Below are 22,159 nucleotides of genomic sequence, written 5' to 3'. Positions count from 1 at the left end.
AGCAAAATAGTGCCAGCCTAACTGGTTCTCAGGCTTCAACGGCCAGTGCGGCGGCTGCGTCTTTATGCTTTTCGATCAGGCCGCGCAGTTCCGGAACGCAAGAGCCACAGTTGGTGCCGCATTTGAGTGCCTCACCCAAGCCTTCCACGCTGCAACATCCGCCCATAATGGCGTCCATGATTGGGCGTTCGCCAACGCCGAAGCACGAGCACACCATTTTGCCCTGATCAACGACACCATCTACCGGGCGTCCAGCCAATAGGGCGCGACGGTCACTGGTTTCCAGTGTGTCTTTGTCAAAACACTGCTGTAACCACTGGCGCGATTCAAAGCGCAGTTGCGGGTGGCAGAACATCACCGCCTCAATGCGTCCTTCCCGAATGGCGACCAGGCGCAAGTGCTGGTTCTTGTCGTCCCGCATTTCCTGCCATTGGCAGTCGCTGTGGGGCAGTTGCTGGCGCAGCCAATTGGCCATGTCGGCGGGTGTTTGGTTGCCAGCCAATTCGTAGCCATGGCAATGGTCGTTGAGGCCATAAGCCCAGTAGTCGCAGGGTGGTTTGCCAAGGTCGGAACGGCTTAACAACATGCCTTGCCAGTTCAAGGCGGCTGGCTCGGCCTTGATGAGGGTGTACTTCAGCTCCGGCTGGCCTGAAAACGGGTCGCGGGTTTTGGCAATCAGGGTGCCCATGCGGGCTTTGCTGGCGTAACGGTCGGTCCAGTGCATCGGCACAAAGACTTCGCCTTTACGCTGGTCGGTGCGGATGCGGGTTCGCATCAGGAGGTCGCCGCGCTGATTGAACAGCCGTGCTATTTGGTCGTCCTTGAGGCCGTATTGCTCGGCGTCGTCCGGGTGTACATCAACGTAAGGTTCGCTGATGTGCTGGGCCAGACGGGCAGATTTTGCGGTGCGGGTCATGGTGTGCCAGTGGTCCCGCACACGCCCTGTGTTCATCACCAGTTCGCCATCGCCTGCGGGTTCCGGCAGCTGGTTGGATACCGGAACAAAGCGGGCCTTGCCGGTCGGTGTGTAGAAATGGCCATCGTCGTAAAAGCGGGCACGGCCGTTGGGGTATTCGCTGTTTACCGGCCATTGAACGGGCGTCAGGTTGTCGTACTGATCGCGGCTCATACCGCTCAGGCCGCTCAAATCCAGATCGCGCTTGGCATGGCCATCACTGCCGTTTTCAAAACCGGTCAAGCGGGTGTGCTCGTCGAAAATCTCCGCCGGATGTTGGTACCCAAACGCCTGTTCGAAGCCGAGTTTGTTGGCAACCTGAGTCATCGCCCACCAGTCCGGCATGGCTTCGCCGGGGGCCTTGATGAAGTTACGTTGACGGGATATCCGGCGCTCGGAGTTGGTTACGGTACCGTTCTTCTCGCCCCAGCTGGCGGCTGGTAGCAGCACATCGGCCAGCTCGGCGGTATCTGTATTGGCCATGCAGTCCGATACCACCACCAGATCACAGGCCTTGATGGCCGCTTTGACGTCGTCGGCGTCTGGTAAGCTGATCAATGGGTTGGTGGATACCACCCAAAGGAATTTGATCTTGCCGTCCTTGATGGCATCAAACAGGTCGACGGCTTTCAAACCCGGGCCGCTGATCAGATTGGGTGCCTGCCAGAAACGCTGAATGCGATCGCGGTCGGCATCGGCGAAGTCCATATGAGCGGCCAGCTGGTTGGCCAGGCCGCCCACTTCACGGCCGCCCATGGCGTTGGGTTGGCCGGTAATTGAAAACGGCGCAGCACCGGGCTTGCCAATTTTGCCCGTCGCCAGGTGCACGTTGATGATGGCGTTGCCTTTATCGCTGCCGTTGCGGGCCTGATTGACGCCTTGTGAGTAAAAGCTGAGCGCCTTTTCGGTATTCCCAAACCAGTCGAAGAAGGTTTGCAGGTCGTCAACGGCAATGTCGAGTTGCTGGGCAGTCGCTTCAAGTCCCAAGTATTCTGCATTGGCCGCTTCAATGGCCTGTTCGAAGTTTTCCGTGTTGGCGTCGATGAAGGCCTGATCCAGCTTGCCGCTTTGGGCCAGATGCGCCAGCAAGGCATTAAACAGCAACACGTCAGTGCCCGGACGAATAGCCAGATGCAGATCGGCAAAATCACAGGTAGCGGTTTTCCGAGGGTCGATTACCACTACTTTCTTGTGCGGGTTAGCAGCTTTGGCGGCAGCCATGCGCTGATACAAAATAGGGTGAGCCCAGGCGGCATTACTGCCTACCAGCACCAGCAGGTCGGCCAATTCGAGGTCTTCGTAGCAGCCCGGAACCGTGTCTGAACCCAAAGCGCGTTTGTAGGCCACTACCGCAGAGGCCATGCACAGGCGGGAGTTGGTATCGAGGTTGCCACTGCCAATAAAGCCTTTCATCAGCTTGTTGGCGACGTAATAGTCTTCGGTGAGGATTTGTCCGGCGGCGTACATGGCAACGGCTTCTGGCCCATGTTTGCTAACCACGTCGGCAATGGTGTCGGCGACCAGTTGCAGGCTCTCGTCCCAGCTGGCGCGCTTGCCATGAATGGATGGGTAAAGCAGCCGGTCGGTGTGGTCGAGGGTGTCGTGCAGAGCAGAGCCTTTGACGCACAGTTTGCCAAAGTTCGATGGGTGGGCGGTGTCGCCCGCTACCGGCAATACTTGCTGCTCGATGCGGTCTTGATTCTGATCCAGGGTCACCGAAACACCGCAGCCAACACCGCAGTAAGGGCAGGTGGTGCAAGTGGTGTGATTGGCTGTGGTCATGATCGAATCCTGTATTTCGGGTAAAAAAAAGCGCTCGCCGGACTAGCCGGGGAGCGCCTTTGCTCTCGAAAGAACCGCTGGGGTAAACGGCTTCATCGCAGTTTGCCCATTCCGAAAATCAGCTTTCGGGTCACCATGATATGGCGGTTCTTTCCATCAAATTGTTTTCAACTGAACGTTGTACATCCAAAAACAGTGCCACATCCAACAATGTTTGGCCAATCGAGGTTTGAACAAGCCTCTGACGGCTGCATTGTGCTGTTCACTGGTTCTGTCGTTTTCGGGGTACCCCGTTTGCAGGAAAGCGTGGATAGAGGACTCAAGCCCATGGGCATGGGCGCCAGTCAGTATGGAAGAGGGCATTGCCCGTGTCAGGTGCCGAATATCTTGTTATTTGGCGGGTGGTTAAAGGAACAAGGGTTAAATAATGGTCGCGCCGATGGTGTGCTGTATTACCTTGGCCGTTTTGTGACCAAAGCATGACAAACTTGGCTGAATTTGTTTGCTTGTGGTGCGTGGCGCACTTTCGTGGTGCGATTTGTGTGGTTTTGCTTGGTCAAAGATTCGTTGTTCAAACTCAGGCGGTAGAGGGACCAGCTGTCGCGTTGCTGTTTCTGTGTCGTTTTCTTTTTAAAGAGTTGTGAGGCCCCGTCGGTCATTGGTGAACTGGTAAAACTACCAACAAAGCCCATGAATACGCCTTTTTGTCCCGTATTTCAGCCGGTGTAGCGAGTAGCAAAAAGGAACTGGTTTCGCCTTTGTCTGGCTTGCCAAGTGAGGTTTGGACACGAAATACGACATCCATTTGCTGATTTGGCACCTGACTTGCTTTGGCAACTCTGATGTCCGTCCATGGCAACGACGCCCGGATTGGTCAGCGCAACGATGCACATAAGGAGAAAAAGCCTGATGACAAGATAGAGAGACCCCTCACATGAGCAAGAAACGCATCGTCGTTGTTGGCAACGGAATGGTTGGCCACAATTTTATCAATACGCTGGTTACTTCTGACCACGCATCCGAATTCGATATCATTACCTTCGCTGAAGAAGATCGCCTGGCCTATGACCGGGTGCAACTCAGCAAGTACTTCTCCGGCTCCAGCGCCGATGATCTGGCACTGACCACCGAAGCCGAATACCAGTCGCAAGGCGTTATCTATACGCTAAACGACAAAGTGGTTGAGATTGACTCCCACGCAAAAACCATCACCACCGCCAGTGGTCGTAAAGAGGGTTACGACAAACTGGTTCTGGCTACCGGTTCTTTTCCTTTTGTGCCTCCAATCCCGGGTAAAGACCAGGATCACTGCCTGGTGTACCGCACCATTGAAGATCTTGAGAACATCGAAGCATCTGCCAAAGTCAGCAAAACCGGTGTGGTTGTTGGTGGTGGCCTGTTGGGTCTGGAAGCCGCTAACGCACTGAAAGAAGCGGGCCTTGAAACCCACGTTGTTGAATTTGCTCCACGCCTGATGGCCGTTCAGCTCGACGAAGGCGGCGGTAAGCTGCTGCGTCGCAAGATCGAAGACCTCGGCGTACAAGTCCACGTGGAAAAGAACACCAAGGAAATCGTTGCTGGTGAAGAATGCCGTTACCGCATGAACTTTGCGGATGGCTCGTTCCTTGAAACCGACATGATCCTGTTCTCTGCCGGTATTCGTCCACAAGACGAGCTGGCTCGTCAGTTTGGCCTCGATATCGGCGAGCGCGGCGGCATCGTTGTTAACGATTACTGCCAAACCTCCAACGATGACATCTACGCCATCGGTGAATGTGCCCTGTGGGACAACAAAATCTACGGTCTGGTGGCTCCGGGTTACCAGATGGCCAAGGTGGCGTTCAACCACATCGTTGATAGCCTGATCACGCATCAGGAGCCAGCGCTGGCATTCCAGGGTGCCGATATGAGCACCAAGCTGAAACTGCTGGGCGTTGAAGTTGCCTCTATTGGTGATGCACATGGCCACACGGCGGGTAGCCAGAGCTATGTGTTTAACGACGACATCGCCGAAGTGTACAAGCGTCTGATTGTATCCGCCGACGGCAAAAAGCTGTTGGGTGCGGTGCTGGTCGGTGATTCCGAAGCGTATGGCACCTTGCTGCAGCTGATGCTGAACGACATGGACATTCCAGGCAATCCGGCGTCACTGATTCTGCCTGCCTCAGATGGTGCTGAGCCTGTCGGTCTGGGCGTGTCAGCACTGCCGGAAACCGCACAGATCTGTTCTTGCTACGACGTCACCAAAGGCGATATTTCCAAAGCTGTGCAGGGTGGTTGCTGCACCATGCCTGACATCAAGGGCGAGACCAAAGCGACCAGTGGTTGTGGTGGTTGTACCGCCCTGGTGAAGCAGGTGATGGATGCCGAGATGGAAGCGCTGGGCATGGAAGTGAACACCGATATTTGTGAGCACTTCTCCTATACCCGTCGTGAACTGGCCGATGTGATTCGTGTGAAAGGCTACAGCACTTTTGCTGAGGTGCTGGCTAACGAAGGCAACGGTGGTTGTGGCTGTGAAATCTGTAAGCCAGCCATTGGCTCCATTCTGGCGTCGTTCAACAACGAATACGTATTGAAAGACGAGCATATTGGCCTGCAGGACACCAACGATATCTTCCTTGGCAACATGCAGAAAGACGGTACTTACTCCGTTGTGCCTCGTGTGCCAGGTGGTGAGATCACGCCAGAAGGCCTGATTGCCATCGGTGAAGTGGCCAAGGAATTCGACCTGTACACCAAGATTACCGGTGGTCAGCGTATCGACTTGTTTGGTGCCCAGCTGCACGAACTGCCGACCATTTGGGAAAAGCTCATCGATGCGGGCTTTGAAACCGGCCACGCCTACGGCAAATCGCTGCGTACTGTGAAGTCCTGTGTTGGCTCCACCTGGTGTCGCTATGGCGTACTGGATTCCGTGTCCATGGCGATTGCTTTGGAGAACCGCTACAAGGGCCTGCGCGCGCCGCACAAGATCAAGTTTGCGGTATCTGGCTGTACCCGTGAGTGTGCTGAAGCCCAGTCCAAGGATATTGGTGTGATTGCCACAGAGACCGGTTGGAACCTGTACGTCTGTGGTAACGGCGGTATGCGTCCTCGTCATGCCGACCTGTTCGCTACTGACCTGGATGACGAAACCCTGGTGAAGTACATCGACCGCGTGCTGATGTTCTACGTTCGTACCGCCGACCGTTTGCAGCGTACCTCGGTTTGGATGGAAAACATGGAAGGTGGCCTCGACTACCTGAAAGACGTAGTGATCAACGACTCACTGGATATCTGTGAAGACCTGGAGCGTGGCATGACGCGCGTTGTGGGCGCTTACCAGTGTGAATGGAAAACCACCGTCAACAACCCAGAGCGCCTGAAGCGCTTCCAGCACTTCATTAACGCCGATGAAGAAGACAAAAACCTGTTCTACGTGCGTGAGCGTGGTCAGCGTCGCCCAGCGACCGAAGCCGAGCGTATTGAATTGGTTGAACTGGCCAGCAACCCTGTCGCCGGTGGCGAGTAAGCAGTAATAGGAGAGAGATCATGACTAACGTATGTGCCCTGACAGACATTGCCCCGGATACTGGCGTATGCGCACTGCACGAAGGTGAGCAGGTTGCGCTGTTCCGTATTGGCAACACCGAACAGGTGTTCGCCGTCAGCAACTACGATCCATTTGGCAAGGCCAATGTGATGTCTCGTGGTTTGATCGGCACCAAGGGTGACCGCTACATGGTGGCCTCGCCGCTGTACAAGCAGCATTACGACCTGGCAACCGGTGAGTGCTTTGAAGACGAAAACATCAAGCTGAAAACCTGGACGGTTCAGGTGAAAGACGGCCGGGTCGAACTGGTGTAAGCACCAGCCTGCCATTGTCTGGCAGGCAAGCCTCATCAACCGCTGTAACGTAGCCAGAAATGGCGGAGTTACAGCGGTTTTTTATGGGATTTTATGGGCCTTTGTGTGAGGTCTACAGCTGGTTGCGAAAGCAGGCTCAGCAGTCGACTTCTTCGTAGTGCTCTGCAAACAGGGTACGAGAAACAGTTGAATCAATGCGGTACAGGTAGTAGTTGTATACCGGCTCATACAAGGTATTACAGGCGTACTCGTTATTGTTGGTGCAGCGTTTGACGTTATTGATGTTGATCGTCAGGTTGGTCGTAAGAGCATCGCTGTCTGCCGGGCGAGTGACACTGAGTGACTCCACCGAGGTCGCATTGCCACAGGTGTTGCCGTTGGATACCCCTTCGTAAACCAGCAATAATTGGGCACTGTCGAAATCAACCTCGGGTGGCTCGCTGGTAAACATGGAACTCCAGGAGCGATTCAGGTCATCGGTATTTTGAAAGGTGCGAACGAGAGGGCCGTCGCCAATCACGTTGTACTCGCCCATATTGCCGCTATTCAGCAATTCGTAGTTGATTTCGACATTGCTCTGCTCTGGTGTGCTGTCATCTGATGAGGAGTCATTGTCTGCAACGCAGCCGCCCATCGATAGCAAAGCCGGAAATAGTAGGGCGGATATTGGTGGCCGAAATTTCATAGTGTTTCATTCCTTTGAGCTCTTTGTACGTATTAAACCCCACTGCTCATTGATGAAGCCACCGTTTATAACGCCAGTAATTATGAAGCAGCTATTTGTGAAATCGCTATCTGAAATACGTTTTTCTGCGGATGTGTCGCTGGCGGATATCAATGCCTTGTACAAGCGCAGCGGTGAATCCGGACGGGCATCACCGTCGGATGTTCGGCTGGGGCTGTATTTGAACAACGAACTGGTATGCGCGGCTCGCCTGCAACGCTATGACTGCGGCTGGCTGCTACGCAATGTATGCACGCTGCCGGATCATCGATCCCAAGGGCTGGCGTCGTTGCTGCTGGATAATCTGCGGAGGTTGCATCTGGAAGAAGGCGCTGGGCTTTTGCGTCAGGATGCAGCGCCAATATTCACTTTACCCTTGCCTCATCTGAATGACTTTTATCGTCGCAACGGGTTTGTGGTAGTTAAGAGTCCCCATGATCCGGATTTGCAACGGGTGTTTCATAGCGCCAGGAAACGCCATTCGCACATCCAGTGGATGAAGTTACGGCCTCTCGATAATTGATCTGCTGTTTTTGTCAGGATGCACCATCACGGTTCACATTGATGGTGTTTGGTGGCGTTTAGTGGTTCGGAGGCTGAATCATGCGCCATTCTCTGGAGCTGCCTACCTCAAAAAAGGCAGGTTTGCCCCAAGTTGGAACACTCCTTGCTGTAACAATTAGATAACTATATCCGTGATGCTTGCCAGGGCCTTTATTCATGAGCCAAACCCCTTCCACTGAAGACTTCCTGTATGCTGCCCGTCGGGCTGAAATTGCTTCGTTGAAGCAGCTGGAGGTCAGTTGTGATCTGGTGATTCGCGCCACCGAGCTGATTCATGAGCTGCAGCGAGAGCGTGGGCTATCCAATTCCTTCCTGGTGTCGAGTGGTACACGTTTCTCCCGTGAACTGCAGGATGAGATGAGCCAAATCCATGCAGCCGAGAAACACTTCTGCACCATGTTGGGGCGACTTCCGCTGGGCGATAGTTCCCTGAATTCTTCACGACTGTTCAGTAGTGTGGCGTTTGTACTCCACGGACTGGATGAGTTGCCTGAACTGCGCCAGCAAATTCTGGCGCAAAAGTTAACCGCTGCACAAACCACCGGGCTGTTTAATCGCCTGGTCGCTGGCTTGATTCATGTGGTGTTTGAAGCTGCAGATATCTCTCACGACCCGGACATTACCCGCTCTCTGATTGCGTTGTTTAATTTTGTTCAGGGCAAGGAATACTCCGGTCAGGAACGGGCGTGGGGCTTGATTGGCTTCACCAGTGGTGAATTCAGCAACAAGGTTCAACAGCGGGTAAAAGACCTGCAAGAAGCGCAAATTCGTTGTTTTGATATCTTCACCGAATTCACGCAGCCGGTGCATGCCGACACTTTGCGCCGGATTGAGTCATCAGAAGCGGCGACCGAGTTGGAAAAGCTGCGCCAGATGATCGCCCGCGCCCGCCATGGTGACAGCTTGCCCGCGGCCATGAGCGAAATCTGGTATTCGGTCTGCACCCAGCGCATTGATGCCATGCAGCTAGCCGAAAAAGCATTGGCGACGTCGTTGCAACAGCTGTGCGAGCAGAAGATCAAGCAGGCGGAAGAAGAGCTGACGCTGCACACGGAGCAGATCAAATCCTTGCTGAGTGCCGAGGAGCCGCCGATTTCACCCTTGTCGCGCGATCCGGATGGCGATGACCTCGACGGCCCCGTGGTCAACGTTGCCGCTGGCTTTAACATCAAGCTGGCGCAGTCTGTGTCCGAGTTGGTGCAAGGGCAGGCGGCTCGCATTCAGCAAGTCAGTGCCGAGCTGGCAGAAGCTCGTCAGGCATTGGATGAGCGCAAGCTGGTGGAAAAGGCCAAAGGCCTACTGATGCAGTCAAAAGGCATTTCAGAAGAAGAGGCTTATCGCGAGATTCGCCAGGCGGCGATGAACGGCAAGCAGCGTATTGTCGAAGTCGCCACCCATATGATCCGGGTGGCAGACATGCTTTTGGGCGAACAGCAAAAGTAATGTCTGGGGGACATCTATTTAATCCGGTGCTCACTCTGGGCTACCGGATGGTTTCGAATCACGAAGCCGAGTTGCGGGCCTGACGGGTCAAGTCAAAAGTCGGCGACACAGAGTCGAGATCATCTGGCAGCCCCCGTAGGGCGCGGGTTGCCGCTGTCCATTGCTGTGTTGACGAGCTTGGAAAGGACACGTCATTCCGCTGCGTTCGTCGCCTTGCACTGAACAACGGCAACACTCGCGCAGAGCCGTGCAGGATTAAACAGATGTCCCCCTAGCCACGGTTGTGGCCGGATTGATGCTCAGCGCGTCGGATGTCTCTGGCGCGCCTGTCAGGCCCCCTGATGCTGGTTTTCCATCCGGCGCAGAAACTCCGCCATGATGTCATGGTACAGCGCAGGCCCTGTGGTCTGGTCTTCAACCCCAGCGTCCACGCTGGGGTTATCATTCACTTCAATCACCACCACACGATCGTCAACCTGCTTCAGATCGACGCCATAGAAGCCGTCACCAATCAGGCGCGTGGCTTGCAGAGCGGCGTTCAGTACAGGCGTTGGTACATCCCACACCGGCAAGGTATCGAAATCGCCAGAATCCACCTGTTGCTGATCATGCTGATAAATCTGCCAGTGGTCCTTCACCATGAAGTACCGACAGGCAAACACCGGTTTGTTATTCAACACGCCAATGCGCCAGTCGAAGTCGGTGTACAGGTATTCCTGTACCAGCACCAATGCCGATTTTTGCTTCAGGGTTTTCAGGCCCTGCGCCAGCTCCTTGCGGTCCTTGGCTTTGGTCACGCCACGAGAGAAGGAACCGTCTGGTGTTTTTAAGACCATCGGGTAGCCTAACGCCTGTTCCAGTTGATCCATCACCGCGTCGCTGACCTTGCTGACGATCAGGGTATTGGGCGTACCAATCTGATGATTTTTCAGCAGGTCGGCCAAATACACCTTGTTGGTGCAGCGCAAAATAGACGTAGGGTCATCCATCACAACCAGACCTTCGGCTTCGGCTTTTTTCGCGAAACGATAGGTGTGGTGGTCAATGGCGGTGGTGGCTCGGATAAACAAACCGTCGTACTCCGCCAGCCGCATGTAATCCTTCTTGCTGATCAGCTCAACGTTAATGCCCAGGGTGTTGCCCGCCTGAATAAAATGCGTAATGGCCTCACTGTCGCTCGGCGGCAGCGCCTCATTCGGGTCCAGTAAAATAGCCAGATCGTAGCGGTAGCGCTTGCGGGTTTTTGGCTTGCGCCAAATCTGGGTTGAGTAATCTTCCAGAGCGTTGGCAAACAGGGTTTGCTGGTCTTCGCCAATGTCTGGCAACGCCAGTACTTTCAGTTTGTCGACCTTCCAGCCACTGCCTGCCAGGTTGCCGCGACGCATGGTGACGTCCAGCACGGGAGCCGGAAAACGCTCGAACAATTGGCGACCCAGCTTTGCCAGAGCACCATGATCCTGGTGGCCTGCCACGCTGCCAAAGAACACCTGAAAATTGAACTGTTTGCTACTGGCATCGGTGGCTTCCAGTTCCGCGTCCAGCGCCTGATCCAGGCCTTCCAGCTGCAGTGCCAACAGGGACTTGCGGCGCACGTCGTTAAACACGGTGATGGATGGAATCACGCTGTGGCCACGGGCTTCAGCCAGTAGCGAGCAATAGTAGCCCTTGCCCAGCGCGGTGCTGTTACGGCAGCAGTTCAGAACGCGTACTTTCTGGTCGGAGACGTCGCTTTCCAGCGCCAGATATTGCTCGAAGGTAATCACGTCCTGGCTTGGGTAATAAGGTGCCCAGTCGTTCAGGTCATCAACCACGACGTAAAAAGCAGGCATAGGGCAGGGGTCCTTTGGGTAGTCCGGCACTGTTATGTTGAGAGTCAGTGCTGGTTGGGGAAAAGAAGTTTGATGGAGCCATAATGGAATTGGGTGCGCGCTTTGAAAAGCGAAGGTTTCTTGTCGTTAAGAGTAGAAACCTTCGTTTTTCTTTATGAAAACCTCGGCCTATGGTGGCAATTCTATTCCCACATAAGCGGCGTATTGGCCCTATGTCTTCTGCTGCACCTGTATCGATTCGAATGGCGCTGCCTGCTGATGTCGATGCTCTGTTCGACCTTGAAATGTTCTGCTTCGATGGCGATCGTCTGTCCCGCCGTAGTCTTGCCTATTTTGTACGCCATGCTCACGCGGATGTGATGGTCGCGTTGCTGGACGGCAATGTGATTGGCTACGCCATTGTCATGTATCGGCGCGGAACACGATTGGCTCGCTTGTACTCTTTGGCGGTGCATCCGGCTGCTCGTGGTTTGGGTGTAGGCAAGCGTTTACTGGCGCAGTCGGAGGCCATTGCGACGGATAAGGACTGCGGCTTTATTCGGCTTGAGGTCAGTGTCGAGAATGAAGCTGCCATCGCTCTCTATCGGGCGTCAGGTTATGTTGCTCGTACCCGCTTGAAAGCCTATTACGAAAACGGCAGTGATGGCTGGCGCATGGAAAAAGCGCTCAGTCGCCATGCCAATCCGCCAGCGCGGCCGACCCCTTATTTCGAGCAAACAACGGATTTTACCTGTGGCCCCGCCAGTCTGATGATGGCGCTTGATGTATTGCAGCCGGACTATCAACCGTCCGAGCAGGAAGAGCTGCAAATCTGGCGCGAGGCCACCACCATTTTCATGACTTCTGGCCACGGCGGTTGTTCGCCCTATGGCCTGGCCCTGAGTGCCGTCAAACGTGGCGTGAGTGTCAGTTTGATCACCGACCACGACGGTGTGCCCTTTGTTGATGGCGTGCGCCATGAACGCAAAAAGCAGGTGATCGAAAAGGTACATGCGGACTTTTTGAAACAACTGCGTGAAACAAGCGTTAGCTTGTTGTACCAGCCGATGGCGTTGGAGCCGGTGCTGGCGGCGTTAAAGCAGGGCAAGGTGTTGCTGTGTTTGATCAGTACCTGGCGGCTAAACCGCAACAAAGCGCCCCATTGGGTGGTGCTGAACGGCGCCGATGACCGCTTTGTGTACCTGACCGATCCGGATTTTGACAAAGAGCAGGGCCAAAGCCCGACGGATTACGTTGATGTGCCAGTGACTCATCAGGAGTATCTGGCGATGGCATGCTACGGCAAGCAAAAGCTGCATGCGGCGCTGGTGTTGGGGTGAGGGTTATGGTGGAAGGATGAGTCTTCGTTGGTGAGAATTTATTGCCGATAGTTGGTGGCGGAGCTGGTGCGCCGTGCGCACCCTACATGAGTGCGTTTGAAGGCTTGATGTAGGTCTGATAAAGACGCGGAGCGGCTGCCATCTGACGTGTTGTTTTCGCTGACGCTGCGGTGTTGGATGGCGCTCGCTGCGCTCGTTTATCCAACCTACGTTGTTGGTTATGTAGGAGGGAATTTATTCCCGATAAGACCATCGAGAGCAAGCTCTCTCCCACAGTGTCTGGCGACATCCGACATCCGACATCCGACATCCGACATCCGACATCCGCCCCCTAGCCCCCTAGCCCTCAAGCCACGTCTTCGCACCAGGCTTTGCCGAACAGCAGGTTGGTGCGCAGGTCGCTGATGTCTGCTTGTTGGCACAGCAGGTCGAAGTACCAACCCGAATCGAGGACGTCGCCAACGCACAGGACGCCGACGATGCGGTTGTTGTTGATTACCAGTTTTTTGTACACACCGGCGGCGAGGTCTTGCAGGTCCATCACTTCGTCGCTGTCTTCCGGTTCGTAGCGTCCCATGCTGTGCATATCGACGCCGGATACTTTCAATTTGGTCAAGTGGTCTTGTTCGCAGTAGTGCTTGGGCTGATGTTCGCTTTCCAGTGCGGCGGGGATGTGTTGTGCATCATGGTCGTAGTGTTTGTAGCGCAGCAGTTCATGGGCAAGGGTTTTGGCTTGTTCCCAGATCGGAGCAACGAGGCCGTAGGTTGCTCCTTCAAATTCGCAGCATTCACCCAGTGAGTAGGTGTTCGCGGCGGTGGCGTGCATGCGGCTGTTGACCTTGATGCCTCGGCCCACCTCCAGTCCAGCGGCTTTGGCCTGTTCGGCGTTGGGAATGATGCCGGTGGCAAAGACAATCAGGTCGGTGTTGAGCGTATGGGGGCTTTTATCGGCGCGGTCTTCATAGTGGATGGCGGTGGCCAGCCCGGTGGTGGCGTCTGAATCGATATTCAGTGGGTTAACTCCGGTTCTGACGTCAACACCGCGGCTTTCCAGATCGCGTTGCAAAATACCAGATGCGGTGGCGTCCAGCTGGCGGTTCATCAACACCGGATTGCGGTGCATCAGGGTGACGTTAATGCCTTGTGATTTCAGACCAACAGCGGCTTCAACTCCCAGCAGCCCTGCACCAATGACGGTGGCGTGCTGAATCTTGCCGCTGGCAGCTAACATGGCGTCAACGTCGGTCATGGTACGGAAGCCGAGTACGTTGGCGGGCTTGTGCTCCAATCCCGGTAGCGGCGGAATGGATGAGCGCGAACCAGTAGCAAGCACCAGTGCGGTGTATGGAAACTGCTCTCCGGTGACGGTGGTAATGTGCCTGGTTTGGGTGTCGATGTGGTCAACGGCAGCGTTCAGGTGAATCTGGATGTGGCGTTGTTGGTACCACAGGGCATTGTGCGGCGTGATGGCTTCCAGTGTGGTTTCCTGAGCCAGCAGCGGTGACAGCATAATGCGGTTGTAGTGGTGGATGGCTTCATCACTGAGTACATGAATTGCGTCGAACGGGTGATCGATTCCCAGTTGCTCCAATACCCGGTTGGCCGCCATGCCGTTGCCAACGATTACCAGTGTTTTTGCGCTCATGTACGTTTGTCTCACCATAAAAAAAGCGCTTGCTGAACGTTGCCAGTGGGCAGGTTCAGAAAGCGCCTTTGCGTTCTTGTCAGGTTGTTTGAAAGGTCTGTGCTGACGGGCTGCTGTGTCGAATAACCTTTCTGACTACCAACAGGTTTTGAAGTCCGGCGTCTTTGCCAGTGCCCTGCGGTGGTGTCGCCCGTGGGTTAATCTTTCATTAAAGCAGTATGTGTGCCAGTGAGTGGTTGAACATAACACTGGTGAGGCTGCGCGCGTCTGCTGGCGTATCTGGCTTGTGGTTGTGTATTGGCCGTCTGGCTGACCCAGGATGACCGGGATGGGATTTTGCTCTGTTCTGGTGCTAGTTGCACATAAGTGGGTTGGTAATGGTGCGGGACGGCGCGGAATGAGGGTGATATGAGCATCCGGCTGCACTGCAATGTAATGGGCCAGAAGTGCATCTGTGGGCTCTGTTTGTATCGTCTTATGCTTAGAACGTAGCCACTTTGCCGCTGCTGTGCGGATCATGGTCGCACAGAGCACTTCAGTGCAACGGTCGGCCGGTTGCGGCTTTGTCCTGGCTGGCTGCAAGACCGGCAGGACAGGCTTGGCACTTGGCTCAAATTTGATGCTAAAAAGTACCAGTTGCACCAAATGTTGGCGGGATGGTGGTGGTTTATCAAATAGGTTTTCAGGACTCAATAAACGCAATGCTGACATTTTTATGGCAACGTCCGATTCGTCATTTTTTAATTTGGCCCGCTGCTTGCTAGGGATAAATCAACAACCAATTAACCGGCTTTGGCAACGAAGTACATGGCCGGATACAGATGCAACGATGCACCTTAAACAGGCAGGGCAGTGGCAACGCTGTTGATCATGGCCGCCCGGGCATTGTTGTATGGGTTTATCCCTCCATACTGTTTTCCCTCTCTGTGTGTTTAAGGTTGCTGACGCTCTGTATTCGGTCATCTTTTGCGACCATGCCCAGATTAACCTGATGAGTTTCAGACCTATGAGCGCAGAACGTTTTAACCTGCTGAGCTTCAGCGGCAAGATGAAAGTCCTCCACATGAGCTGGATGGCGTTTTTTATTACCTTCTTTGTGTGGTTCAACCACGCTCCAATGCTGCAGGCCATTGCGTCCAGCCTGGGTCTGGCTCCGGCGGAAGTGAAAACACTGCTGATTCTGAACGTTGCGCTGACCATTCCAGCCCGTGTCATCATCGGTATGCTGACCGATAAATTTGGTCCGCGGCTGGTGTATTCCGTGTTGCTGGCAGTGTGTTCTGTGCCGTGTTTCATGTTTGCCATGGCCGATACCTTCGAGCAGGCCGCCATCGCTCGCTTTATGCTGGGCTTTATTGGTGCCGGTTTCGTTATTGGTATTCGTATCGTGTCTGAGTGGTTCCCTGCCAATGAACTGGGTACTGCTGAGGGCATTTATGGCGGTTGGGGTAACTTCGGTTCCGCCGCTGCAGCCTTCACCTTGCCTGTGATTGCCCTGTGGTTCGGTGGTGACGATGGCTGGCGTTACGCTGTTGGTATTACCGGCGCGCTGTCGCTGATCTTCAGTGTGATCTACTACAAAAACGTGACCGATACGCCAAAAGGCTCTACCTACTTCAAACCTAAAAATCTGGGTGCTATGGAAGTGACCAGCAAGGGCGATTTCTTCTTCCTGCTGATCATGAAAGTGCCTATGTATGCCGCTCTGGCATTGCTGACCTGGAAGCTGTCCCCAGCGGGCGTCTCCATGCTGAGCGAATCCACGGCCTTGATGATTTATGTGGGCCTGGTGCTGTTGTACGCCTATGAGGTTTACAACGTTTGGAAAGTGAACAAGAACGTATTCGTAGAAGAAGTGCCAGAAATGCACCGCTACGAATTCAAGCAGGTGGCGGTTCTGAACGTATTGTACTTCGCTACCTTTGGTTCCGAGCTGGCAGTGGTATCCATGCTGCCATTGTTCTTCGCTGAAACCTTCGACCTGTCTCCTGTTATTGCCGGTATGGTGGCGTCTGCCTACGCCTTTATGAACCTGATGTCGCGCCCTGGTGGCGGCTGGTTGTCGGATAAATTTGGCCGTAAATCCACTCTGCTGATTCTGACCGCTGGTCTGGCTCTGGGTTACTTCGTTATGTCGCTGGTGGATAGCAGCTGGCCGGTATGGTTGGCCGTGGTTGCAGCAATGGCGTGTTCCTTCTTTGTTCAGTCCGGTGAAGGTGCGGTATTTGCTGTGGTACCTCTGATCAAGCGTCGTCTGACCGGTCAGATTGCGGGTATGACCGGTGCCTACGGTAACGTTGGCGCGGTAACTTACCTGACTGTGTTGTCGCTGGTTGATTACTCCACCTTCTTCCTGGTGATTGCCGGTACTGCGGTACTGGGCTTCGTGGCGCTGCTGGCCATGCGTGAGCCAAAAGGTCATATGGTTGAAGTGAACGACGACGGCAGTGTGGCTATGATCAGCGTTGACTGATGTTTCAGAGAGTCTGATTAGCTAACTTAAATCACCCGGTTCGCCGGGTGATTTTGTATCTGGAGTTTGCCCTGTTGAAGCAACAGGCTGATGTCTCCGGGCGTGGGTAAACCGCGTATTCTGAATGCGCACAAGGGGATTGAGCCATGGGGCAGCCCAGCAAACAGCAGTTGGATATTCGTGTTGGCGGTTGTTCAAAAGCCGGTGTGAAAGCCGAAAATCAGGATGCCTTTGCGGCTTATCAGCCGGGTGTTCAGGGGGCGCGTTACAAAGGCGTTGGTGTGTGTGTGGCTGACGGGGTCAGTTGCAGCGAAAACGCCAGTCAAGCCAGTACCCTCAGCGTTACCCATTTCTTGCAGGACTACTACAGCACGCCGGAAAGCTGGGATGTAAAGAGCGCGGCCAGCAAGGTGTTGTCTTCTCTGAACGCCTGGCTGTTTCATCACAGTTTGCAGGGGGGCGTTAAGCAGGATGGCTTGATCACCACCTTTACCGCAGTGGTGGTGAAATCTGCAACGGCGCATATTTTTCACGTTGGCGACAGTCGTCTGTTGCACATCAGCGGCAGTTCGGTAGAGCAGGTCACCCGTGATCATGTTCAGCCGCAAACGGGCCACCTGACCCGGGCGTTGGGGATGGATTCGCATCTGGAAGTGGACTACCGGCAGCGGGATGTGCGCATTGGCGATTTGCTGTTGCTGGCCAGCGATGGCTTCTATCGTTTTGTGTCGTTACCGGAACTGACCGCCAGCCTTGAACAGCTGGAGTTTCCGGCCAGCCAGCGGGTGCTGGAGCAGTGGTGCCAACAGTGGGTCGCGACCGCCGAAGGCAATGGCAGTGACGACAACATCACCTGTGTGCTGCTTCAGGTGGTTGATTTGCCTGCGCCTGAAATTGAGGAGGTTGCACGGCAGAATGCCAATCGGGTGATTCCACCGGTGCTGGATATCGGCCAAAAGCTGGATCAATACCAGGTGCTGGATGTGTTGCATTCCAACAGCCGGTCCCATGTTTATAAGGTTCGTAATACGCTCAATGACGAGATTGGCGTGCTAAAAGCCCCATCGATCAACTTTGAGGACGATGAACAGTACCTTGAGGCGTTTGGTCGTGAGCTATGGGTTGGCCGGCGTCTGGATCACCCCAACCTGATGAAAATGGCGCCGCAGAATGACCGCAGTCAGTTTCTCTATCAGGTGTGCGAATACCTCGACGGTGCCAATCTTCGCCAATGGATGCACGATCACCCAAACCCGGAATTACCGATGGTGCGGGAAATCATCATGCAGGTGATTGCAGGCTTACGGGCGATGCAGCGAAAGGGCATGGTGCACCGCGACATCAAGCCCGAAAATATCATTATTGGTCATGACGGCCGGGTGCGGATCATCGATTTTGGCGCTGTCTCGGTCAAAGGACTGGCGGAACTGGGCAGCGGCAAACGTGAAGAGCGGCCGGAAGGGGATGTCGGTTACATCTCACCTGAATATGTGATGGACGGCATTGCAGTGACGGCCAGTGATCAGTTCTCACTGGCGGTGATGGTGTACGAAATGCTGGCCGGATGCCTGCCTTATGACATGGCGCAGGTGATTCGTCGTGGTGCCAAATCCACAGGAGAATGGCATTACCGTTCCTTACGGGAGGCTCGGCCTGATCTGCCATTGTGGCTGGATTTGGCCATCAAGAAAGCCTGTCACCCAAAACTGGAGCAGCGTTATGAAAGCTTCTCTGAGTTTGCTGCCGATTTGCAGGCACCGAATCAGGCTCTGCTGAAATTACACACCCGCAAACCCTTGATGGAGCAGGCACCAACCCAGTTCTGGATGTTGTTGAGTTTGCTGCTGGGGATGATGTCTCTGGCCCAGTGGTGGTGGATTTTGAGGTAGGGCGGGAGAGAAGAGACGACTGGTAAGAGGAATTAACACCAGAACAGCAGCCACGCTGTTCTGGTGAACCGGACGACCGTTCAGCCTCCCAACGGAGAAAGAAGGCCAAAGCAGACGTCGGCTGTTAAGCGATCAGAACTTGGCAGACACCCAGGCCCACAGCTTGTCAGTGTCGGCACCGCTATCGCCTTTGCTGTACATGGCAGCTTTCAGGCCAACGGTGAACATATCGTCGATTTTCTTGACGGCCAGCAGGTCCAGTTCAGAACCCAGATCGGCGCCGCCTTCATCGGCATCAAACATGTGGTACATACCCACCAGTTTCACACCAGCGACATTGCCAACGGCTTTGAGGTAAGTGTCTGTCAGACCGGATGCCGGGGTGCTCAGGAACTTGTCAGCCCAGCCATTGAAAGCGTGCTTGGTGGCCATAAAGGTCTGGAAACCGTACGCGCCGTCGTCGCTGCCCAATACTTCATAACCTGCAAAAACCTTGGCCTTGCCCAGCGTCGCACCCAGTTCAGCGAACAGGTAGTTGGCGCTGTAGTCCTTGGCGTCCTGCATGGCGTATTCCGCCGTGTACATCAGGGTGGTGCTTTCCAGCGCGTGCTTGCCAGCAAAACGGACACCCAGGGTGTCGGCGTTGGACGCTGCGTTAGCCGGGTTGTCTTCGTTCTTCTGGTAGTAGCCGTAACCGGTCAACTTGCCAGCCTCAAGGCCTTTGTAGCTGACGTTGAAAAGGTTGTTGGCGACATCAATCTGGGTAAACAGGATGGTGTTGATTTTGTCGATGTAGGCATAGGTGACGTCCCAGTCATCGTTGCTGAAACCGGCCTTGAAGGCATCGAAGGTTTGCTCGTTCTGGCGCCAGCCAACGTTACCAACGAAGCGGGCGTTATCCAGAATAATGCGCTGGCGGCCCAGAACTGCGGATACGCCATCTTTGGCGTAGCTGATTTGCACGCGGTTGAATTCGGTATTAACCGGGTCGGCCACGGTGTTGTACTGGGCGTCTTCCGGGTTGTATTCATCGATCAGAGCGCGGGTGTCTTCCAGTTCCACCAGCGCCTTGAAGCCATACAGGGAACCGGTTTCATAACCGAGGTTGGAGCCCAGAGTCAGAGCCGTGGCTGCATCCAATGTGTTGTCGGTGTCGTTGGTTTCGTAGCGTAAGTTGAACTGGGCGATGGGCTTGCCTTCAGTCAGGGCTTTTGCAACGTCGGTTTCGGCAGAGGCGGTTTGGCTGACGGCGGCAGTTGTCATGGCGATAGCAGCCGCTAACAGTGACTTCGTGTACATGCAGTTGATTCCTTCATCGGTATGTTCAGTTTCAAACCGCCGAGCGAATCCATCCCGATGCCGAAACGGCAGCAGTGACTCACCGGGCTCCCCGGTTTTTTATGGTTGTTGGTATTTCATGTGCGGGGCAGGAGCCAGGCTCCTGCGGGCAAGCGGCGCTTTTTTATTCTGTTACTGGCCGCTGTGATGCAAGCTGCCGCTTTCTGTGAGCGGCTTTTCAGGTGCTTCTGTGTACCCCGATGCCTGTTAACTGCTACACCGGGTTTACAGAGGCCCTTGTCGTTCAGGCGACTTTGGTTTTGCCGTCGCTCTTTTTGGATTTTACGTCGCTGATGTGCTCAACTTTTTTTTGCTTCTCGTACAGGAACTGCAATACCTGGCTACGGTAGTGGTTGTAGCGTGGGTCATCCGCCAATTCGAGACGGTTCCGTGGGCGTTCCAGTTCGATATCGAGAATCTCGCCGATGGTGGCGGCTGGGCCGTTGGTCATCATCACAATGCGGTCTGACAGCAGTACGGCTTCGTCAACATCGTGGGTAATCATGATCACGGTGTTGTTCAGGTCTTTCTGGATTTCCATCAGTGAATCCTGCAGGTGGGCGCGGGTGAGGGCGTCCAGGGCACCAAACGGTTCATCCATCAGCAACACTTCTGGTTCCATGGCAAGAGCGCGAGCAATACCCACACGCTGCTTCATACCACCAGATATTTCATCCGGGCGCTTGTGCATGGCGTGGTCCATGTGCACCAGCGCCAGATTGTGCTCAATCCATTCCTTCATTTCGGCTTTGGATTTTTTGCCTTTGAAGACGGTTTTTACCGCCAGCTCAACGTTCTGGTAGGCGGTCAGCCATGGCAGCAGCGAGTGGTTCTGGAACACCACCGCGCGTTCAGGACCTGGCTCGTTTACTTCTTTGCCATTCAGTACCGCACCGCCTTCGGTGGCTTGCAGCAGACCGGCAACGATGTTCAGTACAGTCGACTTACCACAGCCGGAGTGACCAATCAGGGAAATGTATTCGCCTTTTTTGATCTTCAGGTTCACGTCGCGCAGGGCGCGGAAAGAACCTTTCGGAGTCTGGAATTCGATGCCGCAGCCGGTGATGTCGAGGAAATTGCTCATTGTCTTGCTCCTGGTGCTTTCGCATTCCCCTCCAGCCCAGAGGTCTGGGGTGGAAGGGCAGTCATTTGGTGATCGGTTCAACCTGGGTTTGTTCAGCAATCCGGATCAGCGGATTTCTGCGGACTTGTCCCAGCTAAAGGCCTTCTGCAGGCTCAGCATCATGCGGTCGAGCAGGAAGCCGATGAAGCCAATGGTCAGTACCGCAACCATGATGCGGCCAAGGGAATCGGAAGAACCGTTCTGGAATTCATCCCAGACAAACTTACCAAGGCCCGGGTTCTGAGCCAGCATTTCGGCGGCAATCAATACCATCCAGGCAACGCCCAATGACAGACGCAGACCAGTGAAGATCATTGGCAGTGATGATGGCAGCACGATCTTGGTCACATGAGTCATGAAGTTCAGACGCAGTACCTTGGAAACGTTTTGCAAATCACTGGAGATAGACGCCACACCCACAGAGGTGTTGATCAGGGTTGGCCACAGGGAACACAGCATCACGGTGATCATGGAGTTGATGAACGACTTCGGCACGGCTGGGTCGGCAGAGGTGTACAGCGCGGATACCACCATGGTTACCAGCGGCAGCCAGGCCAGTGGGGAAACCGGTTTGAAAATCTGGATGATCGGGTTAAAGGCCGAGTTCAGGGTAGGGCTCAGGCCAGTCAGAATACCCAGTGGAATGGCGATCAGGGACGCCAGAATAAAACCGGACAGCACCGTCACCAGCGACGTTGCAATCTGGTCGAAATAGGTTGGTTTACCGGTGTAAGGGCGAATCTTTGGCTCATAGGATGGGTCTTTTGCCATTCGGGCTTCGTTGCGTTTTTCCTGGCGCTCGTAAAAGGCTTCGGCTTTTTCGCGTTCGGCAAAATGCTCTTCGATCAGGCCAGTGCTTTGCTCATACACATCGGCCGGGCCAGGGAAGTTACCCAGTGAGGTTTCAATGTTGCTGGCAGCAGCGTGCCAAAGCATCAGGAATACCAGAATACCAGCCATTGGCACGCCAATAGCCTTGATGATGACCTGTAGATTGTTGCTGACGTCGTCGCCTTTGGCGATTTTAACGACTGGCTCCAGCCAGCTGATGTTGGATAACGCGATGCTCATTTCTCTCTCCTGCCAGGGTTATATCCCCGTTGTGGTTGCCAGCCTTGCTGTTGGATGGGCTGGCAAAACCGGGTTTAGGGGATGATCCCCCTGCTGCAATTGACGACTGCATTCTGCCAACTGCGGTATTTCTTATGGGTGCCCCTGATACAACT

The 22,159-nt window shown here is 54.6% G+C and carries 14 protein-coding genes; 7 read left to right on the top strand and 7 right to left on the bottom strand.

Annotation, left to right across the window (positions count from 1 at the left end; genetic code table 11):
• Positions 1 to 28: 28 nt before the first annotated feature.
• On the bottom strand, positions 29 to 2,737 hold the full coding sequence (locus G516_RS0114555; protein ID WP_028294253.1) for a nitrate reductase: 2,709 nt from the start codon (positions 2,735 to 2,737) through the stop codon (positions 29 to 31).
• A 934-nt stretch (positions 2,738 to 3,671) separates the two neighbouring features.
• Here G516_RS0114555 and nirB point away from each other — a divergent pair.
• Both nirB and nirD read left to right on the top strand, forming a co-directional pair.
• Positions 3,672 to 6,251: a nitrite reductase large subunit NirB gene (gene nirB / locus G516_RS0114550; protein WP_028294252.1), complete on the top strand. Its 2,580-nt coding sequence runs from the start codon at positions 3,672 to 3,674 to the stop codon at positions 6,249 to 6,251.
• 20 nt (positions 6,252 to 6,271) lie between these two features.
• Positions 6,272 to 6,586, top strand: a complete 315-nt coding sequence (gene nirD, locus G516_RS0114545; RefSeq protein WP_036536701.1) for a nitrite reductase small subunit NirD — start codon at positions 6,272 to 6,274, stop codon at positions 6,584 to 6,586.
• A 136-nt stretch (positions 6,587 to 6,722) separates the two neighbouring features.
• On the opposite strand, the gene G516_RS0114540 is transcribed toward nirD, so the two are convergent.
• The gene (locus tag G516_RS0114540) at positions 6,723 to 7,271 is read right to left on the bottom strand and encodes a hypothetical protein (protein WP_156879054.1); all 549 of its coding nucleotides are present in this window, start codon (positions 7,269 to 7,271) and stop codon (positions 6,723 to 6,725) included.
• A 97-nt stretch (positions 7,272 to 7,368) separates the two neighbouring features.
• Here G516_RS0114540 and G516_RS24745 point away from each other — a divergent pair, with 97 nt between their 5' ends.
• Together G516_RS24745 and G516_RS0114530 are read left to right on the top strand one after the other, a co-directional pair.
• Positions 7,369 to 7,833 carry a GNAT family N-acetyltransferase gene (locus tag G516_RS24745; protein ID WP_169449544.1) on the top strand — a complete coding sequence of 155 codons (465 nt, stop codon included), beginning with the start codon at positions 7,369 to 7,371 and terminating at the stop codon, positions 7,831 to 7,833.
• A 197-nt stretch (positions 7,834 to 8,030) separates the two neighbouring features.
• Complete coding sequence (locus G516_RS0114530; protein ID WP_028294249.1) at positions 8,031 to 9,317, top strand: nitrate regulatory protein; 1,287 nt, start codon at positions 8,031 to 8,033, stop codon at positions 9,315 to 9,317.
• Between the two features lie 329 nt (positions 9,318 to 9,646).
• Here G516_RS0114530 and G516_RS0114525 read toward each other — a convergent pair whose 3' ends face one another.
• Positions 9,647 to 11,146: a RimK family protein gene (locus tag G516_RS0114525; protein WP_028294248.1), complete on the bottom strand. Its 1,500-nt coding sequence runs from the start codon at positions 11,144 to 11,146 to the stop codon at positions 9,647 to 9,649.
• 212 nt (positions 11,147 to 11,358) lie between these two features.
• Between G516_RS0114525 and G516_RS0114520 the strand changes: the two genes are divergently transcribed.
• Complete coding sequence (locus G516_RS0114520; protein ID WP_051219463.1) at positions 11,359 to 12,465, top strand: GNAT family N-acetyltransferase/peptidase C39 family protein; 1,107 nt, start codon at positions 11,359 to 11,361, stop codon at positions 12,463 to 12,465.
• 346 nt (positions 12,466 to 12,811) lie between these two features.
• Here the strand turns inward: G516_RS0114520 and G516_RS0114515 are convergent, their stop codons facing one another.
• Positions 12,812 to 14,110, bottom strand: a complete 1,299-nt coding sequence (locus G516_RS0114515; RefSeq protein ID WP_051219462.1) for an NAD(P)/FAD-dependent oxidoreductase — start codon at positions 14,108 to 14,110, stop codon at positions 12,812 to 12,814.
• 1,006 nt (positions 14,111 to 15,116) lie between these two features.
• Between G516_RS0114515 and G516_RS0114510 the strand changes: the two genes are divergently transcribed.
• Positions 15,117 to 16,583 carry a NarK family nitrate/nitrite MFS transporter gene (locus G516_RS0114510; protein ID WP_028294245.1) on the top strand — a complete coding sequence of 489 codons (1,467 nt, stop codon included), beginning with the start codon at positions 15,117 to 15,119 and terminating at the stop codon, positions 16,581 to 16,583.
• Between the two features lie 146 nt (positions 16,584 to 16,729).
• Positions 16,730 to 18,472, top strand: a complete 1,743-nt coding sequence (locus G516_RS0114505; RefSeq protein WP_028294244.1) for a bifunctional protein-serine/threonine kinase/phosphatase — start codon at positions 16,730 to 16,732, stop codon at positions 18,470 to 18,472.
• 132 nt (positions 18,473 to 18,604) lie between these two features.
• Here the strand turns inward: G516_RS0114505 and G516_RS0114500 are convergent, their stop codons facing one another.
• From G516_RS0114500 to G516_RS0114490, 3 genes are all read right to left on the bottom strand, one after another.
• Complete coding sequence (locus G516_RS0114500; protein WP_028294243.1) at positions 18,605 to 19,771, bottom strand: alginate export family protein; 1,167 nt, start codon at positions 19,769 to 19,771, stop codon at positions 18,605 to 18,607.
• 283 nt (positions 19,772 to 20,054) lie between these two features.
• Positions 20,055 to 20,894 carry an ABC transporter ATP-binding protein gene (locus G516_RS22710; RefSeq protein ID WP_036536692.1) on the bottom strand — a complete coding sequence of 280 codons (840 nt, stop codon included), beginning with the start codon at positions 20,892 to 20,894 and terminating at the stop codon, positions 20,055 to 20,057.
• 105 nt (positions 20,895 to 20,999) lie between these two features.
• Positions 21,000 to 22,004: an ABC transporter permease gene (locus tag G516_RS0114490; protein ID WP_028294242.1), complete on the bottom strand. Its 1,005-nt coding sequence runs from the start codon at positions 22,002 to 22,004 to the stop codon at positions 21,000 to 21,002.
• Positions 22,005 to 22,159: the final 155 nt, after the last annotated feature.

The organism is Oceanobacter kriegii DSM 6294 (assembly GCF_000422845.1).
Lineage (GTDB): Bacteria > Pseudomonadota > Gammaproteobacteria > Pseudomonadales > Oceanobacteraceae > Oceanobacter > Oceanobacter kriegii.
This window is presented reverse-complemented; position numbering and strand designations above follow the sequence as displayed.

Bases quoted from the DNA above. Each gene is read 5' to 3' on its own strand.
- G516_RS0114555 (WP_028294253.1), bottom strand. From the start codon at position 2,737: ATGACCACAGCCAATCACACCACTTGCACCACCTGCCCTTACTGCGGT.
- nirB (WP_028294252.1), top strand. From the start codon at position 3,672: ATGAGCAAGAAACGCATCGTCGTTGTTGGCAACGGAATGGTTGGCCAC.
- nirD (WP_036536701.1), top strand. From the start codon at position 6,272: ATGACTAACGTATGTGCCCTGACAGACATTGCCCCGGATACTGGCGTA.
- G516_RS0114540 (WP_156879054.1), bottom strand. From the start codon at position 7,271: ATGAAATTTCGGCCACCAATATCCGCCCTACTATTTCCGGCTTTGCTA.
- G516_RS0114530 (WP_028294249.1), top strand. From the start codon at position 8,031: ATGAGCCAAACCCCTTCCACTGAAGACTTCCTGTATGCTGCCCGTCGG.
- G516_RS0114525 (WP_028294248.1), bottom strand. From the start codon at position 11,146: ATGCCTGCTTTTTACGTCGTGGTTGATGACCTGAACGACTGGGCACCT.
- G516_RS0114520 (WP_051219463.1), top strand. From the start codon at position 11,359: ATGTCTTCTGCTGCACCTGTATCGATTCGAATGGCGCTGCCTGCTGAT.
- G516_RS0114515 (WP_051219462.1), bottom strand. From the start codon at position 14,110: ATGAGCGCAAAAACACTGGTAATCGTTGGCAACGGCATGGCGGCCAAC.
- G516_RS0114510 (WP_028294245.1), top strand. From the start codon at position 15,117: ATGAGCGCAGAACGTTTTAACCTGCTGAGCTTCAGCGGCAAGATGAAA.
- G516_RS0114505 (WP_028294244.1), top strand. From the start codon at position 16,730: ATGGGGCAGCCCAGCAAACAGCAGTTGGATATTCGTGTTGGCGGTTGT.
- G516_RS0114500 (WP_028294243.1), bottom strand. From the start codon at position 19,771: ATGTACACGAAGTCACTGTTAGCGGCTGCTATCGCCATGACAACTGCC.
- G516_RS22710 (WP_036536692.1), bottom strand. From the start codon at position 20,894: ATGAGCAATTTCCTCGACATCACCGGCTGCGGCATCGAATTCCAGACT.
- G516_RS0114490 (WP_028294242.1), bottom strand. From the start codon at position 22,004: ATGAGCATCGCGTTATCCAACATCAGCTGGCTGGAGCCAGTCGTTAAA.